This window comes from Anaerolineales bacterium (assembly GCA_016928575.1).
Classification (GTDB): Bacteria; Chloroflexota; Anaerolineae; order Anaerolineales; family RBG-16-64-43; genus JAFGKK01.
Genome location: JAFGKK010000002.1, coordinates 26,529 through 42,920, shown reverse-complemented (window position 1 = coordinate 42,920; position 16,392 = coordinate 26,529). Strand labels below are relative to the sequence as shown.

The 16,392-nt window shown below is 64.4% G+C and carries 15 protein-coding genes; 5 read left to right on the top strand and 10 right to left on the bottom strand.

The features are described from left to right. Positions 1-2: 2 nt before the first annotated feature. Genes JW929_00235 through JW929_00225 form a run of 3 tightly spaced genes read left to right on the top strand, consistent with a single transcriptional unit; the run spans position 3 to position 3,301 of the window. On the top strand, positions 3-701 hold the full coding sequence (locus tag JW929_00235) for an ABC transporter ATP-binding protein (protein ID MBN1437810.1): 699 nt from the start codon (positions 3-5) through the stop codon (positions 699-701). Next, complete coding sequence (locus JW929_00230) at positions 698-1,993, top strand: hypothetical protein (GenBank protein MBN1437809.1); 1,296 nt, start codon at positions 698-700, stop codon at positions 1,991-1,993. The genes JW929_00235 and JW929_00230 overlap by 4 nt, the downstream gene beginning before the upstream one ends. A gap of 3 nt (positions 1,994-1,996) precedes the next feature. Next, a complete protein-coding gene (locus JW929_00225; GenBank protein MBN1437808.1) occupies positions 1,997-3,301 on the top strand; it encodes an ABC transporter permease in 1,305 nt (434 codons plus the stop codon). A 191-nt stretch (positions 3,302-3,492) separates the two neighbouring features. Here JW929_00225 and JW929_00220 read toward each other — a convergent pair whose 3' ends face one another. The 5 genes from JW929_00220 to JW929_00200 all read right to left on the bottom strand — a co-directional run bounded on the left by JW929_00220 (position 3,493) and on the right by JW929_00200 (position 7,888). Then, positions 3,493-4,812 carry a peptidylprolyl isomerase gene (locus JW929_00220; GenBank protein MBN1437807.1) on the bottom strand — a complete coding sequence of 440 codons (1,320 nt, stop codon included), beginning with the start codon at positions 4,810-4,812 and terminating at the stop codon, positions 3,493-3,495. Between the two features lie 77 nt (positions 4,813-4,889). Beyond that, positions 4,890-5,198 carry a 30S ribosomal protein S18 gene (locus JW929_00215; GenBank protein MBN1437806.1) on the bottom strand — a complete coding sequence of 103 codons (309 nt, stop codon included), beginning with the start codon at positions 5,196-5,198 and terminating at the stop codon, positions 4,890-4,892. A gap of 107 nt (positions 5,199-5,305) precedes the next feature. Continuing rightward, positions 5,306-5,695 (bottom strand): single-stranded DNA-binding protein, encoded by a 390-nt coding sequence (locus JW929_00210; protein ID MBN1437805.1) that lies wholly within the window; start codon positions 5,693-5,695, stop codon positions 5,306-5,308. 54 nt (positions 5,696-5,749) lie between these two features. After that, positions 5,750-6,037, bottom strand: a complete 288-nt coding sequence (gene rpsF, locus JW929_00205; protein ID MBN1437804.1) for a 30S ribosomal protein S6 — start codon at positions 6,035-6,037, stop codon at positions 5,750-5,752. Positions 6,038-6,247: 210 nt separating this feature from the next. Then, entirely contained in the window at positions 6,248-7,888 is a 1,641-nt protein-coding gene (locus JW929_00200) for a tRNA uridine(34) 5-carboxymethylaminomethyl modification radical SAM/GNAT enzyme Elp3 (protein MBN1437803.1), read from the bottom strand. Here JW929_00200 and JW929_00195 point away from each other — a divergent pair. Continuing rightward, positions 7,875-8,594 (top strand): class I SAM-dependent methyltransferase, encoded by a 720-nt coding sequence (locus JW929_00195; GenBank protein MBN1437802.1) that lies wholly within the window; start codon positions 7,875-7,877, stop codon positions 8,592-8,594. The genes JW929_00200 and JW929_00195 overlap by 14 nt on opposite strands. A 113-nt stretch (positions 8,595-8,707) precedes the next feature. Here the strand turns inward: JW929_00195 and JW929_00190 are convergent, their stop codons facing one another. The 5 genes from JW929_00190 to JW929_00170 form a co-directional block, all read right to left on the bottom strand. Beyond that, the gene (locus tag JW929_00190) at positions 8,708-9,277 is read right to left on the bottom strand and encodes a hypothetical protein (protein MBN1437801.1); all 570 of its coding nucleotides are present in this window, start codon (positions 9,275-9,277) and stop codon (positions 8,708-8,710) included. Positions 9,278-9,395: 118 nt separating this feature from the next. Next, positions 9,396-10,085 (bottom strand): M23 family metallopeptidase, encoded by a 690-nt coding sequence (locus JW929_00185; GenBank protein ID MBN1437800.1) that lies wholly within the window; start codon positions 10,083-10,085, stop codon positions 9,396-9,398. A 313-nt stretch (positions 10,086-10,398) separates the two neighbouring features. Then, entirely contained in the window at positions 10,399-11,172 is a 774-nt protein-coding gene (locus JW929_00180) for a hypothetical protein (GenBank protein MBN1437799.1), read from the bottom strand. Positions 11,173-11,200: 28 nt separating this feature from the next. Then, positions 11,201-12,844, bottom strand: a complete 1,644-nt coding sequence (locus JW929_00175) for a GAF domain-containing protein (protein MBN1437798.1) — start codon at positions 12,842-12,844, stop codon at positions 11,201-11,203. Between the two features lie 504 nt (positions 12,845-13,348). Beyond that, positions 13,349-14,647 carry an MFS transporter gene (locus tag JW929_00170; GenBank protein ID MBN1437797.1) on the bottom strand — a complete coding sequence of 433 codons (1,299 nt, stop codon included), beginning with the start codon at positions 14,645-14,647 and terminating at the stop codon, positions 13,349-13,351. 178 nt (positions 14,648-14,825) lie between these two features. Here JW929_00170 and JW929_00165 point away from each other — a divergent pair, with 178 nt between their 5' ends. Next, positions 14,826-16,391 (top strand): fused MFS/spermidine synthase, encoded by a 1,566-nt coding sequence (locus JW929_00165; GenBank protein MBN1437796.1) that lies wholly within the window; start codon positions 14,826-14,828, stop codon positions 16,389-16,391. The last annotated feature ends 1 nt before the right edge of the window (position 16,392 follow it).

The window sequence follows — 16,392 nt, the reverse complement described above, 5'->3', positions numbered from 1 at the left end:
GCATGAATCCGCAGGTCTTTCTGCGCGCCGAACAACTGCGCAAGAAATTCCACCTGGGGCGGAAGGCGCTCGAGGTCCTGCGCGGGGTGGATCTTTCAATCCGGCGCGGGGAGTTCGTGGCGGTGATGGGCCCCTCCGGTTCGGGAAAATCCACCCTGCTCAACGTCCTCGGCGGATTGGACCGCCCCACCTCGGGGACGATCTGGGTCGAGGGGCGGGAGATCACCTCCCTCGATCAGGACGCCCTGTGCCGCTACCGCCGCGACCGGGTGGGCTTCATCTTCCAATCCTTCCAATTGCTGGCGACGATGACCGCGCTCGACAACGTCGCCTTCCCGATGGTGTTTGCGGGCGTGCCGCACCGCGAGCGGGCGGCGCGGGCGGAGCGGCTGCTGGCGGAGGTGGGCCTGGCGGACCGCCGGCACCACAAGCCCAGCGAGCTTTCCGGCGGCGAACAACAGCGGGTGGCCATCGCCCGCGCGCTCGCCAATTCACCCGATCTGCTGCTGGCCGACGAACCAACCGGCAATTTGGATTCGGCCACCGGGCACGAAGTTATGGAGATGCTAACGCGCCTGCACCGTGACGGCCGCACGCTGGTGGTCGTCACCCACGATGAACGAATCGCCCGGCACGCCCAGCGGGTCCTGCGCATGCTCGACGGGCGCTGGATCAACCACAACGCGGAGAAGAATTTATGAATCCGACACCTGCTTTTTCCAAGATGCATACATCCCGCCCGTCGCTCCTGCGGTTCGCCGGCGGGTTATTGCTGGCGGCCGCGGCCCTGGCGGCCGGCGGGAAGCCCGCCGGCGCGGCCGATGTCACCATTTACGGCCGGCCGATGGTGGTGGTCTCGGCCGCCGAAGTCCTTCCGCAAACCGGCCGGGAGGAAAGCTATCCGCGGGCCTTCGACCTGCGGTTGACGGTCTCCAACATCGGATCAATCACCGCCAACCAAGTGGTCGGCACCGTGCCGGCCAACGACTACGTCGGGACCGAGAGCGGAAGCGCCGTGTTCGGCTTTTCCTACCTCTATCCCGGCGCTTCGGCGGAGGCAGTCCTGCACATGATGCTAGACGGCGCCGACGAAGGCGGGCGGGTCCAGCCGGTGATCCACTTCGATTATTCCTCCTACGACGACGAAGACGACATCACCGTCAGATACTCCGGCGACGAGCCCGTCCGCCTGACCTTCGGCGAGCCGGGATGGAACCACCCCGCCCTGCTGATCGACTCCCTCGGCACCGAACCGGCGGTCCCCGCCCCCGGCGATCCGTGCACCCTGCGGATCCGGCTTTCGAACGTCAGCGCCGGGAACGCGGAACAGGTGCTGATCCGCTTGGGAGGCGAGGAAGGGCCCAAACCGTTCGCCACCGTGGGCAAGGGGAACGTCGGCCACATCGCGCGAATCCCGGCGCATCAAACGGCCGAGGCGGTCTTCGCGCTGGAGGTCGACGGCGGGTCGACGGCGGGGCTGTATCCGGTTCCGGTTGCGCTTTCCTACCGCAACGTCCTGGGAGTCGAATTGACCGACAACCAGGTCGTCTATCTCAAAATCCGGACCCGGCCCGCCCTGCAGGCCGGCCTGATCGGCGATCTGCCCTCGCCGCTGATCGCCGGGGAGTCCTTCGAGCTGGCGGTGGAAGTGATCAACATCGGCACCCAGCCGATCAACGCCGGGACGGTCGAACTGACCAGCGACGAACTCGAGATCACCAACGGCTCGGTCTACTCCGGGCCGCTCAACGAAAGCACCTCGACCTCGCTGATCGCCACCGCGGTCGCCGAAGAGGCGGGGCCGGCCGAAGCCACGCTGACCGTCCATTACCTCGACGAGTTCAACCAGCCGCAGACCTGGACCCATACGTTCCAGTTCACCATTGCGGAAGCCGCCGCGACGGAGGCGGAGGCGGCCGATGCGGGCGAAAGCCAATCGGTTTTCGAAATCATCTGGAACGCGATCCTGGCTTTCCTGGGCTTCGGCGGATAAGCGATGCAGACCCGCGACCTGTTCCGGCTCATCCTCCAAAACCTAAACCGCCTGCGGTTCCGGGCCGCCTTCTCGGCGGTGGGTGTGATCATCGGCACGACCGCGGTGGTGGTGCTGATCGCGCTCGGGATGGGCTTGTACCAATCCAGCATGGAAAGCGTATCCAGCTCGGTCGGGTCGATGAACGAGATCACCGTGCTCCCGGGCGCGGTCCTGCGGGCCTTCGGCGGATCCACGGGCGCGGGGGCGATGAACGACGAGGCGATCACCACGGCTTTCCTCGAAGAGATGCGCCGCAGGCCGGATGTGCTGGCCGTCACCCCCCGCGAAACGGTAGCGTCGAGCGCGCTGACGATGCGCCAGCTTCACCTGTTCGTCACACCGATGGGCGTGGACCCCTCCGTCCTCCGCGGAATGGGTTGGACGGTGCAAAAGGGAACGCTGGCCCTCGGCCGCGGATCGGCGCTGCTGGGCGCCAAGACCCTCGAAAGCTTCGTCGATCCCGTCCGCCGGGAGAAGGTCGCCTTCCAGCCCGAGGATCTCGTCGGACAATCCCTGACCCTGACGGTCGATCGGACCGACGACGAGGGGAAGCGGGAAACCCGCTCCATCCGCCTGCGGATCGCGGGGGTGCTGACCGAGCGCGGCGGGCAGGATGACTACATGCTGTTCCTGCCGCTGACGGAAGCCGAAGCCCTGAACGAATGGGTTGCCGGGCAGCCGGTCAACCGCGCCCGGGAGGGGTACAGCCAGGCGTCGATCGTCCCCCGCTCGCCGGAGGACAGCCTGACGATCGAGTCGGAACTGTTGATGCGCGGCTTCTACGCCATGTCGGCCCGCACGATGATGCAGGCGTTGAACATGGTGTTTCTGATGATCCAGGCCGTGCTCGGCGGCGTGGGGGGAATCGCCCTGCTGGTGGCCGGGGTGGGAATCGCCAACACGCTGACGATGGCGATTTACGAACGGACGCGCGAGATCGGGTTAATGAAGGCGCTCGGCGCCTCGAACCGCGCGGTGATGTTCATTTTCCTGGGGGAAGCCGGGGCGATCGGATTAATCGGCGGGTTGGGCGGCGCAGTGCTCGGCTTCCTTCTCAGCGGCGCGGCCAACCTCCTTTACGGCGTGTACCTGCAAAGCCAGGGGGCGGCGGCCGCCGCCGGCACGTCCGCGTCGATTACGGCCATCCCCGCGTGGCTGCCCATTCTGGCCGTCCTCTTTGCCACCGCGATCGGCGTGCTCTCGGGTTTGTATCCGGCCCAGCGCGCGGCCCGGCTGGAGCCGGTGGCGGCCCTCAAATACGAATGAGCCGGGGTTGTCCGCGACAGGAGATCGAGGAACGGGAAAACGGGACCCCGCCATAACCATCAATCATTCCCGCGACGACCCTTGAAACACGGAGGCAAGCTCCGGCGGGAATCCTGGAAATCGGGAGAACCGAAACGGCCATGGGCGCGGAATCCGCGCCCATGGCCGTTTCGGAAAATGCGCCGCACCGGCTAGGGAATATCCGGCTCGGACGGTATCAATTCATCGGGAACCCCCTTCTTATCCACGATGGTCGTGTCGTTGCGGATTCCGTTCAGCCATTCCTGATAGGCTACGTTCTGCGCCGCTTCCAACTTCTCGCCGGTGATCGGCCGGGGGCCTTTATCCAACAATTTAAGGATCACCCAGGTATTGGCCTCGGTCTGAATCACTTTGCTGAGCTCGCCCTTTTCCAGCTCGAAGGCCTGAGTCTCCAGGTCGGTCGGCGGATTCGACATGGGGATCCAGCCGATGTCGCCGTTCTTGGCCTTGTTGGCCTCGTCGACGGAGACTTCCTGCAAGACGGTGTTCCACGGTTCGCCGCGCAACAGGCGTCCCAGCGTCCGGTAGGCGACGGTTTCGTCGTTCAGCACGATCTGCGCCAAGTGAACCTGTTCCTCGACGGGCTTCACGTCGGCCACGACCGCGTCGCGGACGAAACGGATGAACAGTTCGTTGCGCACCCGTTCGCGGAACTCCGCCTCGGAGATGCCCGTCTGGCGCTCGATGTTGGTGAGGTAGAGCTGGTAATACTTCTGGTAGGCCGTCTCGGTGAAGGGCGTCGCGGTGGGAATCTTGGTCGCGGTCGGGGTCAGGGTCGAAGTGCGGGTGGCCGTCACCGTGCCGCCGATGGTCGGCGTAAGGGTTGGGGTCAGGGTCGGCGTCTCGGTCGACGTCGGAGTAAGGGTTGGACCGCCCGGAGTGACCGTCGGGGTAAGGGTGTGGGTTGCGGTCACGGTCGGCGTGCGGGATTTGGTGGGCGAGGGCATCGCCGTGAGGGTCGCGGCCGGGATGTATCCCAGGATGGAATTCACTTCCGCCTCGATGTCCTCTTCGTAGACGATGATTCCGCGCAAGTCCGCCTCATGCCGGGCGATGGCGGCGTCGATCAGGAACGTCAAGGCCTGGTCCGCCAGCGCGGCGTCGTCCGAAAGCGTCAGCTTCACCTGATCCGCCTGAGCCCGCAAGGCCGCGGCATCGGCCGGATCGATCAGGGGGGCGCTGGCGGCCCCGTTCAAGCGCTGGTAGGAAGCCACCAATTGCAGGCGCTGATAGCGGATCTCCTTCTGAACCTCTCCGATGGTGATCGTTTCGCCGTAGACGATCGCGGCGGGGTCGTTGACGCGCAGAAAGTAGGTGTTCACGTACCCGAATCCGATCACGCCCACCACCAGCGCGAGGATCACACCGGAGACAGCCAGCACCAAGCGGGTTTGGGCTTGGTCCCGCCGCAGGTGGCGGCGTTGTTTTCGAGTCAGGGCTTCACTCTTTTTCGCCGGTCTGGATGGCATATCCACCTCCACGTCCGCTTCCCGGCCGTCGGCCTTCAAGACGGCCGGGAAGGGCTTTGTATGTGATGCGGATGCAGTTATTCATCGGCAAAGGGCAGCAAGGCCATGTGCCGGGCGCGCTTCACCGCCACCGCCAGGGCCCGTTGATGCAGGGCGCAGGTGCCGGTCTGGCGCCGGGGCCGGATTTTGCCGCGCTCCATGACGAACTTGCGCAGCATATCCGCCTGTTTGTAATCGATCACATTTATTTTCTCCACGCAGAATTGGCAAACGCGCGGCTTGCGGACGTATCCGCCGCGCCCGCGCCCGCCGCCTCCGCCTCCGCCGCCGCTGCTTTCAGACGGAGTTGATTCTTCCGTTCTCGGGGTTTCTTGCCCAACGTCCATGCTTTCCTCCATGGCGGCCTCCGCCGCCGGTTATCCATTCCCGGACTCCGCCGGGGGGCGGAATCCTGAGTTGCCGGGAACCCGGGAGTCGCCTGCACCGGGCCGCGCTAAAAGGGATAGTCCTCTTCGACCGCCGGGTAGTTGGCCGAGCCGGAGGCATCCCGTTTTTCGCCGAGTTGGATCATTTCGCCGGCTACGATCTCGACGGCCGCGTGCTTTTTTCCGTCGGCGTCTTCCCAGCGGCGGGTTTGCAGGCGGCCTTCGACATAGACCTGGGACCCCTTGCTGAGATGCTGTTTGCAGATCTCGGCCAAATTTCCCCAGGACACAACGGTGAACCACTCGGTTTCCTCGTGGCGTTCGCCGCTGGAACTGCTCCAGACTCGGTTGGTCGCCACGCTAAACGTGGTGACCGGCTTTCCGGACGAGGTGTAGCGCATCTCCGGATCCCGGCCGAGGTACCCGATGATCATCACTTTGTTTAGGCTTCTTGACATCAAACCGCTCCTGACCGGCGGCGCCAATCCCGCGCCGCGGCCGCGTCCGCCGCGCTAACTCCCGGTACGGATAATGGCGAACCGCAGAATCGATTCCGTCAGCCGCAGATTCCGTTCGAGCGTGGCCGGGACCGCGCCGGGCATGTCCGCATACAGGAAGGCGTAAACGCCGTCGCGCTGTTTGCGGATGGCATACGCCAAGCGCCGTTTGCCCCACGTGTCGACCTTGGCGACGGTGCCTCCCGCCTCCGTTACCCAGCCTTTGATTTTATTAAGGAGATCGTCAAGGGCTTGCGGATTGGTATCCGGGTGGAAAATTAAACCGACTTCGTAGTTGCGCATGAGGATAACCTCCTTTCCACGGGATTGCCCCCCCTTGGCCGGACAGGCGTCCGGGTGGGGAGCGGAAACGCGGGCCGAGCCCGCGGCAACGGGCGGGAGTATATCGAAAAGGGGTGATTATGGCAAGGCGGAGAATCCCCCGACCCTAAGGGTTCCCAAGGGTAGACAAGGGTTGCCCCCGACCCTAAGGGTTCCCAAGGGTTCCTCCGATCAGGAGAGCGGCTTCACCTGATATAGCTCCCCGTCCGCAAAGCCCCGCTCCCGGTAGTATTCCCTCGTCCCAACCGCCGAAATGACGGCCAGCGCGCGGAAACCGGATCCGCGCGCGATCTCCTCCGCGCGCGCGAGCAGGTCCCCGCCCAAGCCGAGGTGCTGCGCGGCGCCCTCCCGGCTTTCCCCAAGCGGAAGCGTTTGTCCATAGATATGGAGATCGCGAATGATTGCGGCATCCCTTAAATCGGCCCAATCGATCTCCGGATGCCGCTTCCGGGGAAGCGAAAGCCGCAGGTATCCGGCCAGTTTTTCTTCGGGGGTGACGAAGGAAAGGAACCGCTCCAGCGCCCCGCCCGCTTCGTAGGCCAGGTCCGACAATTGCAGGTCTTGGCGCATTATCTTTTTTTCGCGCACTTCCCGACAGCGGATGCAGCGGCAGCGCAAGCCGCGGGCGGCGAGCAGGCGCTGAGCGTCCTCGCGCAAATTGGAGCGCTTCGATCCCGCCGCGACGTGATGCCCGGGGATATCCCGCGCCAGCCGGTTGACCCGGCAATACGGCGGGATCGTCGGTTTGATCGCCGCCATTAATTCCACCAGTTCCGCGTGGGAATACGGGCGGTACTCGCCGCGCTCGAAAAAGGCGTACAGCGGGCTGTTGCGGACAAGGACCGTGGGATAGATCTTCAGCTCGTCCGGCCGCATTTCCGGATCGTCGAACAGCCGGGCGAAATCCGCGCGGTCGCTTTCGGGAGTCGCCCCAAGCAGGTTCGGCATCCAATGCGCCTGGATTTTAAAACCGGCGGCGCGCATCCGGCGGAAGGCCCGGCGGGATTCGGCGGCGTCGTGCCCGCGGCGGTTTAATCCGAGAATCCGGTCGTCGAGGCTTTGGACGCCGACCTGGATCTTGGTCACCCCCAGCGTGCGCATGCGGCGCAATTCATCCGCCGTAACCGAATCCGGTCGGGTCTCCACCACCAGACCGACGTTGCGCCGGGGGGCGCATTCGTTCCTCCGCTGGGCGTCGGCAAGGGATTTGGAGTCTTCCCCGTTCAGGGCATCCAGCAGGCGCTGGACGAAGCGTTCGCGGTAATCCCGCGGATAGGCGCTCCAGGTTCCGCCGAGGATCAGCAACTCGACCTTGCCGGTCGGATGGCCGACCGATTCGAGCGACGTTAGCCGGCTGGCGGCCTGGCGGTACGGATCGAAGGCGTTCTGTGCGGCGCGCAGGGCGCCCGGCTCGTCGGCGATGTAGCTTTTGGGCATGCGCGCATCATCCGGGCAGAAGACGCACTCCCCCGGACACGGGTAGGGGCGGGTGAGCACGCTGACGGTGGCGACCCCGGAAAGCGAGCGCACCGGCTTCATCCGCAAGCGCTCCAACAGGCCAGGATCGGCGGACAACTCGCCCGCCGCCGCCATCCGCCGGTATTCGGCGACGAGGAAATCCTTGCTCAGGTAACTCCCGCGCGCCGGATGGCGGTGCAGCGCGGCGCGGAGTTCGCCCCCGCCCGCCATCTCAAGCAGAATCGCGCGGGCGGCGGCCCGGCGCTCCGGATCAGTGTAATCCCGGGTGCGTTTCCACGCCTCGAGCCTTCGCCGTTCTTCTTCTGTATAATCCCCGGGTATGAAGTCCGACATCGCCTGCCGCCTCGCCGATCTTAATCGGGCATTCTATCAAACCTTCGCCGCGCCGTTTTCCGCCACGCGCGGTCGGATCCAACCCGGCGCCCGGCGGTTGCTGGCGCGGATTCCGCCCCTCTCCGCCGTCGCCGACCTCGGCTGTGGAAACGCAAACGCGGCGCGCTGGCTCGCCGCGCACAACCCTCCCTGCCGCTACCTCGGATTGGATCTCAGCGACCCGCTCTTGGAGATCGCCCGCAGCGCGGATTTTCCGTTTCCCGCGGAATTCCGGCAAGCGGATTTTTTCGAATCCGGATGGGACCGCATGCCGGCGGCGGAACCGTTCGGTTTCGTCCTGGCGTTCGCCGTCCTGCACCACATTCCCGATGCGCAAAGGCGCCTCGCATTCCTGCGTGCTTGCCGGCGCATGCTCGTTCCCGGCGGATGGTTGTTCCTCTCCACTTGGCAGTTCCGGCGCAGTCCGAAGCTGCGGATGCGGACCGTCGCCTGGGAAGAAATCGGACTATCGGAATCCGACGTCGATAGCGGGGATTACCTGCTGGATTGGCGGAGTGAGGGGCGCGGTCTGCGGTACGTGCACATCGTCGACGAGCGGGAAAGATCCACCTTGGCGGAGGATTCGGAATTCACGGAAACCGAACGCTTCGAATCCGACGGCGAGGGGGGAAGGCTTGCGGATTACGCGGTGTGGACTCCCGTCTGAGCCCTTCCCTCGCGGCGCGATTGCCTTTCCGCGGACCACGGCGGAGAAGGGGCGGTTCCGAGCGGTTTTCCGGGATGGGGAGGAACCCTGGTCGGCATGCCGGACCCGATCGGTCAGGCTGGCTCCCGCGGCCCAAGAACGATGTTCTCGACCGACACCCAATTGTTGGAATCGATGAAACGGAAAGCACGGGCGGACGACTTGGCCGGAGGGAATAAAAACCAGCCCGTGCAATCGTCCGTCGGGGGAACAAATACTTTTCGCTCCGCGGCGCAACCGCCGGATCCGGTATGGCGATAGGCATTCTCCAAGTCATCCTCCAGATACAACCGGTGGTTATCCAAATCCGGCTGCAGGACGTAGTTCTTGCATTCCTCCAACTCGGCCGTCCACGTTACGTTGAATTGCATAGTCAAATCGCCGCGCACATCCACCGCGGTAATGCAAAAGGTCATGCGCTGAATGGTCATGGGCGGAGCCGAGGGGAGGCAGGAGACGCATTGGTAGATGTAATACCTGGCCGGACGATTGTACGGCCAAGTTGCGGCGAGGGTCGGCATTTCCGTTTCGCTTGCCGCCAGGGTCGGAGAAGGTGCCCGCGGGAGGACCGATGCGAAAACCGCCGTATCGGTCGGGACGGCGGTCGGAGCGGATGCCGGAGGGGAATCCAGTGCGGATGGCACGCCCGGCCCCCCCCGCGCAGGATGCAGGAAACCATGCGAGAAAAACGGCCGGACCAAGAAAAAAGCATCCCTTGGGATTGCGGGACATTCGTCTTCCTTTGCGCTTTCCGATTCCGAATCAGGCCGCCAGGGTCAGCGTCGGGGTTGGAAACCGCGGCGTGACCTCCTCCCCGCGCGACCAAGCCACCAGGTATGGGTACGGATCAAGTTCGCCGCGGCGGGTTTTCCAATCCTCGGGGTACGTGGGGTGCGAGATCCCGAAGTGCAGGTGCGGCGTAGTGTCGCGCGCGTTTCCGGAGGTCCCCGTCAGGCCGAGGAGCTGGCCCGCCTCCACCCGTGCTCCCGGCCGGATGCCCACCGCGATTTCCGAGAGATGCGATCCGTAATAGCGGACCCCGTCGTCGCCGATGATCGCGACGCACAGCCCGCCGGCGACGGCCGGATCGTCGGTCACCGGATCCCAAATATCTTTATACCGGACAAAATCCACCACCCCGGCCGTCACCGCCACGAAATCCGAACCGACGTCGGTGAAAATATCGGTGGCCGGGTAAGCGTGGCCGCCCTCGGCGAAATCGGCCTTCTCCTGCGGCTGGACGGGGAAGACGTACTTGTGGGGATTCTTCGTCCGGGAGGGGGTGGCGGTTTGCGTGGCCGTCGCTGCGGCGGGCGGTTGCGTTACCGTCGGCGTCGCCGAGGGCGTGGTAGCAATCCGTTTGCCGGCAAGGTTGATGCCCGTCGGATGAAAGGCGTTCGTTGGGGACGATACCGCCGGCGGAGTTGATGACGCTGCACCGCAAGCCGTCAAGCAAATTCCAAGGAAAGCGGCCGGAAAGGTGCGAGAGGCTGATCGGACCATGAACCAATTATGCCAGGAAACGGTCAATCCGAGTACGCATGCGCACCGTCGCATAGAAAAAAAGCCCCCTCTCGAGTGCTTCCCTTCATCAAGAAAGCTTCTTCCCTTTTCGACCGCGCGTCCAAAAGAATCGGAATTTCCACCGACTTGGGCTAACCCGGATCAATAAACGGGCGATCGACTTTCCTTTTCATCCGGATCGCTTTCGGCGGGTCTCCGTTTCCGTCGGCGCTGGGTTCGGCCGCCATCCGGATCTTGCGGATTACCCCGGTTCTTCCTCCTCACCGGACGTCCCTCCGCCGCGCGGGATTTGGCCCGTCCCGCCGCGCAACGGCCATTCCTGGTCTCCCGAGCCGAGCTGTCCGGTCCGCGCGCGCGGAAATTGCCCGGTTCCCGTCCGCGGGATTTGCCCCGTACCGCCCGACCGGGAAAACTGGCCCGTCCCGGTCCGCAATTGTCCGGTGCTCATCCTCCCCAACTGACCGGTTTGGCCGACCCGTTTTTCTTCGGCCGCGGCCTGCTCCTCGACTTCGCCGATGACGCCAATCCCCTCCAGCATCTGGCGGTTGAAAAGGATCGCCGGCGCGCGGGTGACGAGCTGCGGAAAATACACCGGGATCAGCGTGGCGTTGAAGAGCGCGGAAAACTGCAATTTGCCCTGGAGCATCTGCGAGGAAAAATCGAACTTGCCCGGACTCTCAAGGATTCCGAACATCTCAAACCCGTGCAGGCTGGCCCAGATGCGGTAGGAGACCAGGCGCTGGTATCCGGCCCGGGCGATGGTGATCCGCCCCAGGTCGGAGGTCTTCTCGCACAGCACAGCGATGATGCGCGATTTGACCATCCCCCAGGTATTGAATTGGGCGACGACCTCCTGCGGGCGGTGCAGGCGGACGAGCGAGGCTTTTTCGATCTCGATGTAGGATTCGGTCTGATCGCTGAGCAGGCCGATCAATCCCGCGGCGGACACCGAGACCAATCCGTTGACGCGGTAATTCTGGCTGATGACCGCGGTCGGAACAAGATCGCGGGGCATCCTCTCCATGGTTTTCCCTCTTCTCTATTTATCCGGCCGCGCGGAATCCGACGTAGATGGTCACCGGTTCCGAACTCTCCTCCACCCATAAGAGGCCTTTTCCCCCGCGGATCTGGCGGTTGGCCGCCCCGAGGGGCGAGATCGGCTGCATTTGCGCGGTTGCGCGGCGGATTTCCGCAAGCTCGTCCGACGTGAGGGCCGGGCCGGAATCGACCATCGAAAGCACCACCCACTCGCCGAGCGGCAGTTTGTCGGCGTGGGTGATGGCGAACGGCCCGCTCGGTTCGCCGCCCTTTAGGCGGAACAGCACCAGGTCGATCGGCGTGCGGTTGCTGCGGGCGATCGACCAGCCGAACAGAGTTTGCAGACCGGATTGCGCGGCCTGCGGATTGCCAAACACATTGGGAAATTCCCCGGCCAGCTGGGTGAGGATCGGGACCTTGCGCATTTCCGCCGCCTGGCGCACCGCCAACAGCGCTTCCCCGATCGCCTTGCGGTATTGGAATACCTCGGTTCCGGCGGACGCGGGCGGGGCGGTCTTGGCCTCTGCCGGAATCCGCTTCAACCATTCCTCGACCTGGGACCTCAACTTCCACAGGTTGGCGCGGTTGGGGAGGTTCGGATTGGTGCCGACGACTTTCGCCACTTCGGCGATGAAGGTCATCATCGCCTGGCGGAATTCCGCCGGAGATACGGCCGCCGGAAGCGGCGAGGTTCCTCCCGCGGGCGCCGCGTCGCCGGCCGGCGAGCGCATCAGCCGTTCCAGCGCCACCCCGGCCCAGGCCGCCAACCCGCGCAGCAATTGGACGTGATGCTCGCTGAAGTTGACCTGGGCCGAGCGGTTGTAGACTCCCAGCACGCCGCCGATATGCCCCTCGACCCAGATCGGGACGTTCGCCAGGGTCTGGACCATGTACCCGGTTTTTACCTTCAGGTTAACCTGTCCGCTCTTCTGGCGGACGACCGTCTGGCCGGATTTGAGCACCTGATTGACGAATTCGTCGGAGACGGGGATGCGGTTGGTCATCGCCCGCCCGCCTTGGGATTCCTTGCTGGCCCGCAGGATGATGTCGCCGGAGGAATCCTCGAGCATGTAGATGCCCGCGTCCTCGGCTCCGGTCAGGTAGGCGGCGGCCTCGACGATCTGCCGCAAAAGCAGATCCGCCTGGCGGGTTTGCGTTACCGCGCGGCCGACGTCGAGCAGGGAGCGCAATTCTTCGTTGCGGCGGCGCAGCTGTTCGATGTTGCTGCGCAGTTCATCCACGTTCTGCCGCTCTCCCGCCTGGACGGCGGACTGGCGGAAGGCATTCAGGATGGATTGGACGATGTCGTCGGGCTTGCAGGGCTTGAGAAGGAAATCCTTGACGCCGAGGCGGAACAGGTCGCGCGCAAGTTCGGGATTGATCCGGCTGGCCATCACGATGGCCGGAGCGTTCTCGCCTAGCTCCCGCCGCTGGCGCAGACCGGTGACCTGCAATCCCTGCAATTGGGTCAGGTCGATCGCCAACACGTCGGCAGGCGGAGAATCCGGACGGGCGACTTCGGCCGGGAATCCCCTCGGCAACAGCACTTCGCGCACCAGCCACTCGCCGGATTCCGGCATATCCGCGAGGACAAGCACCCGCGGAAGGGGTTGGCGGACATTTCCGGTTTTCGACGGCGATCCAGCCATGCGGAATGCGCGCTCCGCGCGAGTATCGGCGATCCCCCGCAACTCCGCCGCGGGAGACCGACGAACCGATTGTACTATAGGAGCGGCCTGCCCATATCCAAGCCCATTTCCCCTCCCATCCACTCGGATGGGATTGCGCAGACGAGTTGGTTCAGCGCTCGGCGCAACGCCGCAGCCTTCCATCCAAGGCCAGGCGGAACCGGAATGAATCGCAATCGGCGAAATTGCCCCCGGCCGGAACGAGATTCCCCCTCCAACAGGGTGATTGAAAAAGGGAAAGTCAGCGGTTGAGCCCGGTCCGACGCGGGTAGGGGCCCGACCGTCTTTTTAAGCACTTTGTTAAGGAGAATGGTCACCCGTCCCCAGTCCCTCACGGATGTTCCGAACGCCCTTGCGGACCCAACCGGCCGCGCCGAAGACCAAGCAGAAGATGAGGACAGCAAGAAAAAACGCGCCCAGCGTCATTCCGCCTTTGCGAGGGCAGGATCGGTTTCGCGCCGGTTATTATCCGGCAGTTCCTTCCCCGAGGCTTTCCATGCCGCTTGCAGATGCCTCCGCCCGCCCCGGCAAGGAGGCTCCCGTCAACCATCCGGCGGCGATGCCGGCGGCCGCCAGCGCGAACACCATCGGATACCCGCCCGCGTCGGCCAGGGTTCCGCCGATGAATGGATACAGGACGATCACGCCGGTGATCGTGTTTGTCAACCCGACATACACCGGGCGCTGGTCCGAAGGCGAGATCTCAAGGACGTAGTTGAGAAAACCCAGCATGATCGATCCGTCGCCCAGCCCCAGGAACAGAAAGGCCGCCGTGACCAGAATCACCGGAAGCGCCGATCCCAGCCCGGCCGGGATTCCGGCCGCCAGGACGAGGCACGGAGCCAGCAGATACACTCCGCCCACGATCCGGATTACCATGTGGGATCCCCGGCGGTCGGCGACCCATCCGAACACCAATCCGGCCAGCGCGCTTCCGATAGTCTGGGCGATCGCGAAATAGCCGACATTGGCCTCGGCGATCCCAAGGTCCTTGATGGCGTACACGGCGAAGAAGGGCGAAGCCAGGCCGCAACAGGCGATCAGGATCCGCGAGGCGTTCACCCTCAGAAACGCGCGGTCGGTTTGGATCAACTTTACCAGCCGGGGCAGGTATTCGACCATTCTCTGCCGCTCGGACGCCACCGGTTCCACCGGTTCGCGGACCAAGTACATGCCTCCCAGCGCGATCAGGAAGCAGAGCGAGGCCAGGATCAGGATCAACGCATAATTGAAGGGATAGGCCAATGCGGAGGACCGCAGAATCCATCCGATGATTCCTCCGGCCCCGATCGACACCAAACCCGACAGCGCCTGACCGGTCCCGATCACCCGCCCGCGCTCGCGGTGCGAAAACGATTTTCCAAGCACATCGAACCAAGCCACGCCGGCGATCGAATCCATAAAGGCGAAATGGAAACTGGAAAAAAACAACAGTCCGAGGATCAACCCGGGCAGGGCGGCTCCGTGCAGGAAGAGGAACACGCCGAACGCGAGGAATACGGGCCGGCCGATCCATCCGAGCAGTTTGATCGCCGGCAGCTTGCGGGGAGCGGTGGAAAGAAAATTGGCGGCGAAGATCTGGGGCAGCAGCCATCCGCCGTGCCAGAGGGCTCCCACCAGGCCGATCATCGCGGGGCTGTCCGTCAGGCGCGAGGCGAAGGCGGGCAGGGTGGTGCTGAGCCCGGCGAAGGTCAGCCCGATCGAGAAGAAAGTGTAATCGGTGAGAAATCCCAACCAATTGAGTCGGTGGTCGCGTCGGGACAATGCGGAGTGATTCATCCGGCGGATTATAATCCCCTCCTTACCCCCGCCATGTTCGCGTTTTTCGGAGACGGATCATGGATGGAAAAAAAACGCCAAATATACGGAGGATTGTTTAGGAGAGGGGCAATGCGAGGGGGAGGCAAGGGTATAATCCCCACAACGCAAAACGGGAGAGTGCATGAATCCATCGTCGCGCTTCCTATCGCTGGCCGTCTTCGTCTCCGGCATGACCGCCCTGGCGGTGGAACTGGCCGCGTCGAGGCTGCTCGGCAACGTTTTCGGAACCAGCAACTTGGTCTGGGCCAACATCATCGGGCTGATCCTCGTCTACCTCACCGCCGGATACTTCCTCGGCGGGCGCTGGGCGGACCGCAACCCCAACCCGGTCATTTTTTACCGGATCATGGCCTGGGCGGCGCTGACCACCGGCGCGGTGCCCGTCGTCAGCCGGCCGGTCCTGCTGGCGGCCGCTGCGGCGGTGGAAAAGCTCGACGCGGCGGTCGTGCTGGGGTCCTTCGCGGCGGTGCTGGTGCTCTTTTCGGTGCCGGTGACGCTGATGGGTTGCATCTCCCCCTTCGCCATCCGGCTGGCGATCCGCGACGTGAGCCGCGCCGGTAACATCTCCGGCCGGCTGTATGCGATTTCCACACTCGGATCGATCGTCGGCACCTTTTTGCCCGTGCTGTGGCTGATCCCCTCGATCGGAACCGCGCGCACCTTCTTCGTCTTCGCAGCCTTGCTCCTGCTGGTGGCGCTTGCCGGTTTGTGGCGGACCGACCGGCGCGCCGCCGTGAGGGGCTTGTGGATGCCGCTGGTCCTGCTCCTCCTGTATGCGGTCGGCACGGGACACCCGATCAAAAATACGCCCGGCCAGATCTTCGAACGCGAATCCGCCTACAACTACATCCAGGTGGTGGAACGGGACGGCGTACGCTACCTTCATTTAAATGAGGGCGAAGGCATGCATTCGGTCTACGCCCCGGCGCTGCTGCTGACCGGGGGGACCTGGGATTATTTCCTAGCCGCCCCGTTTTTCAACGATCCCCCGCGCGATCCGGCGCAGGTCGCCTCCTTGGCTATCGTCGGGCTGGCGGCCGGCACCTCCGCCAACCAATACACGCAGGTCTACGGTCCGATCCCGATCGAAGGCTACGAAATCGATCCGGCAATCCTCGAAGTCGGCCGGGAGTTTTTCGGCATGACCCAGCCCAACCTCACGGCGCTGGCGGTGGACGGGCGCTGGGGGCTGGCCCACAGCCGGCGGATCTTCTCGGTGATCGCGATCGACGCCTACCGTCCGCCCTACATCCCGCCGCACCTGACGACCCGCGAATTTTTCGAGACCGTCCGCGCGCGGCTTGCGTCCGACGGCGTGGTGACGATCAACGTCGCCCGCCTGCCCGACGACCGCCGGCTGATCGAAGGGCTGGCCGCAACCTTGCAGGCGGTCTTCCCCAGCGTTTACGTGGCCGACGTCCCGTTCAGCATGAACAGCATCCTCTTCGCCACCGTCCGGCCCACCGGCGTCCAGAATCTGCTGGACAACTACAAAGCCCTGGCCGCCGCCGGAGGGATCCGATCGGAGCTGCTCACCGTCCTGGAATGGACGATCCAGAATCTGCAGCCCACGCCGGAGGGCGGCCGTGTGTTCACCGACGATTGGGCGCCGATCGAATTGCTGACCAACGCCATGGTTGTCCAATTCGTGCTTTCCGGGCGCCTGCCGCAGCTGGCTCCGCAATGAA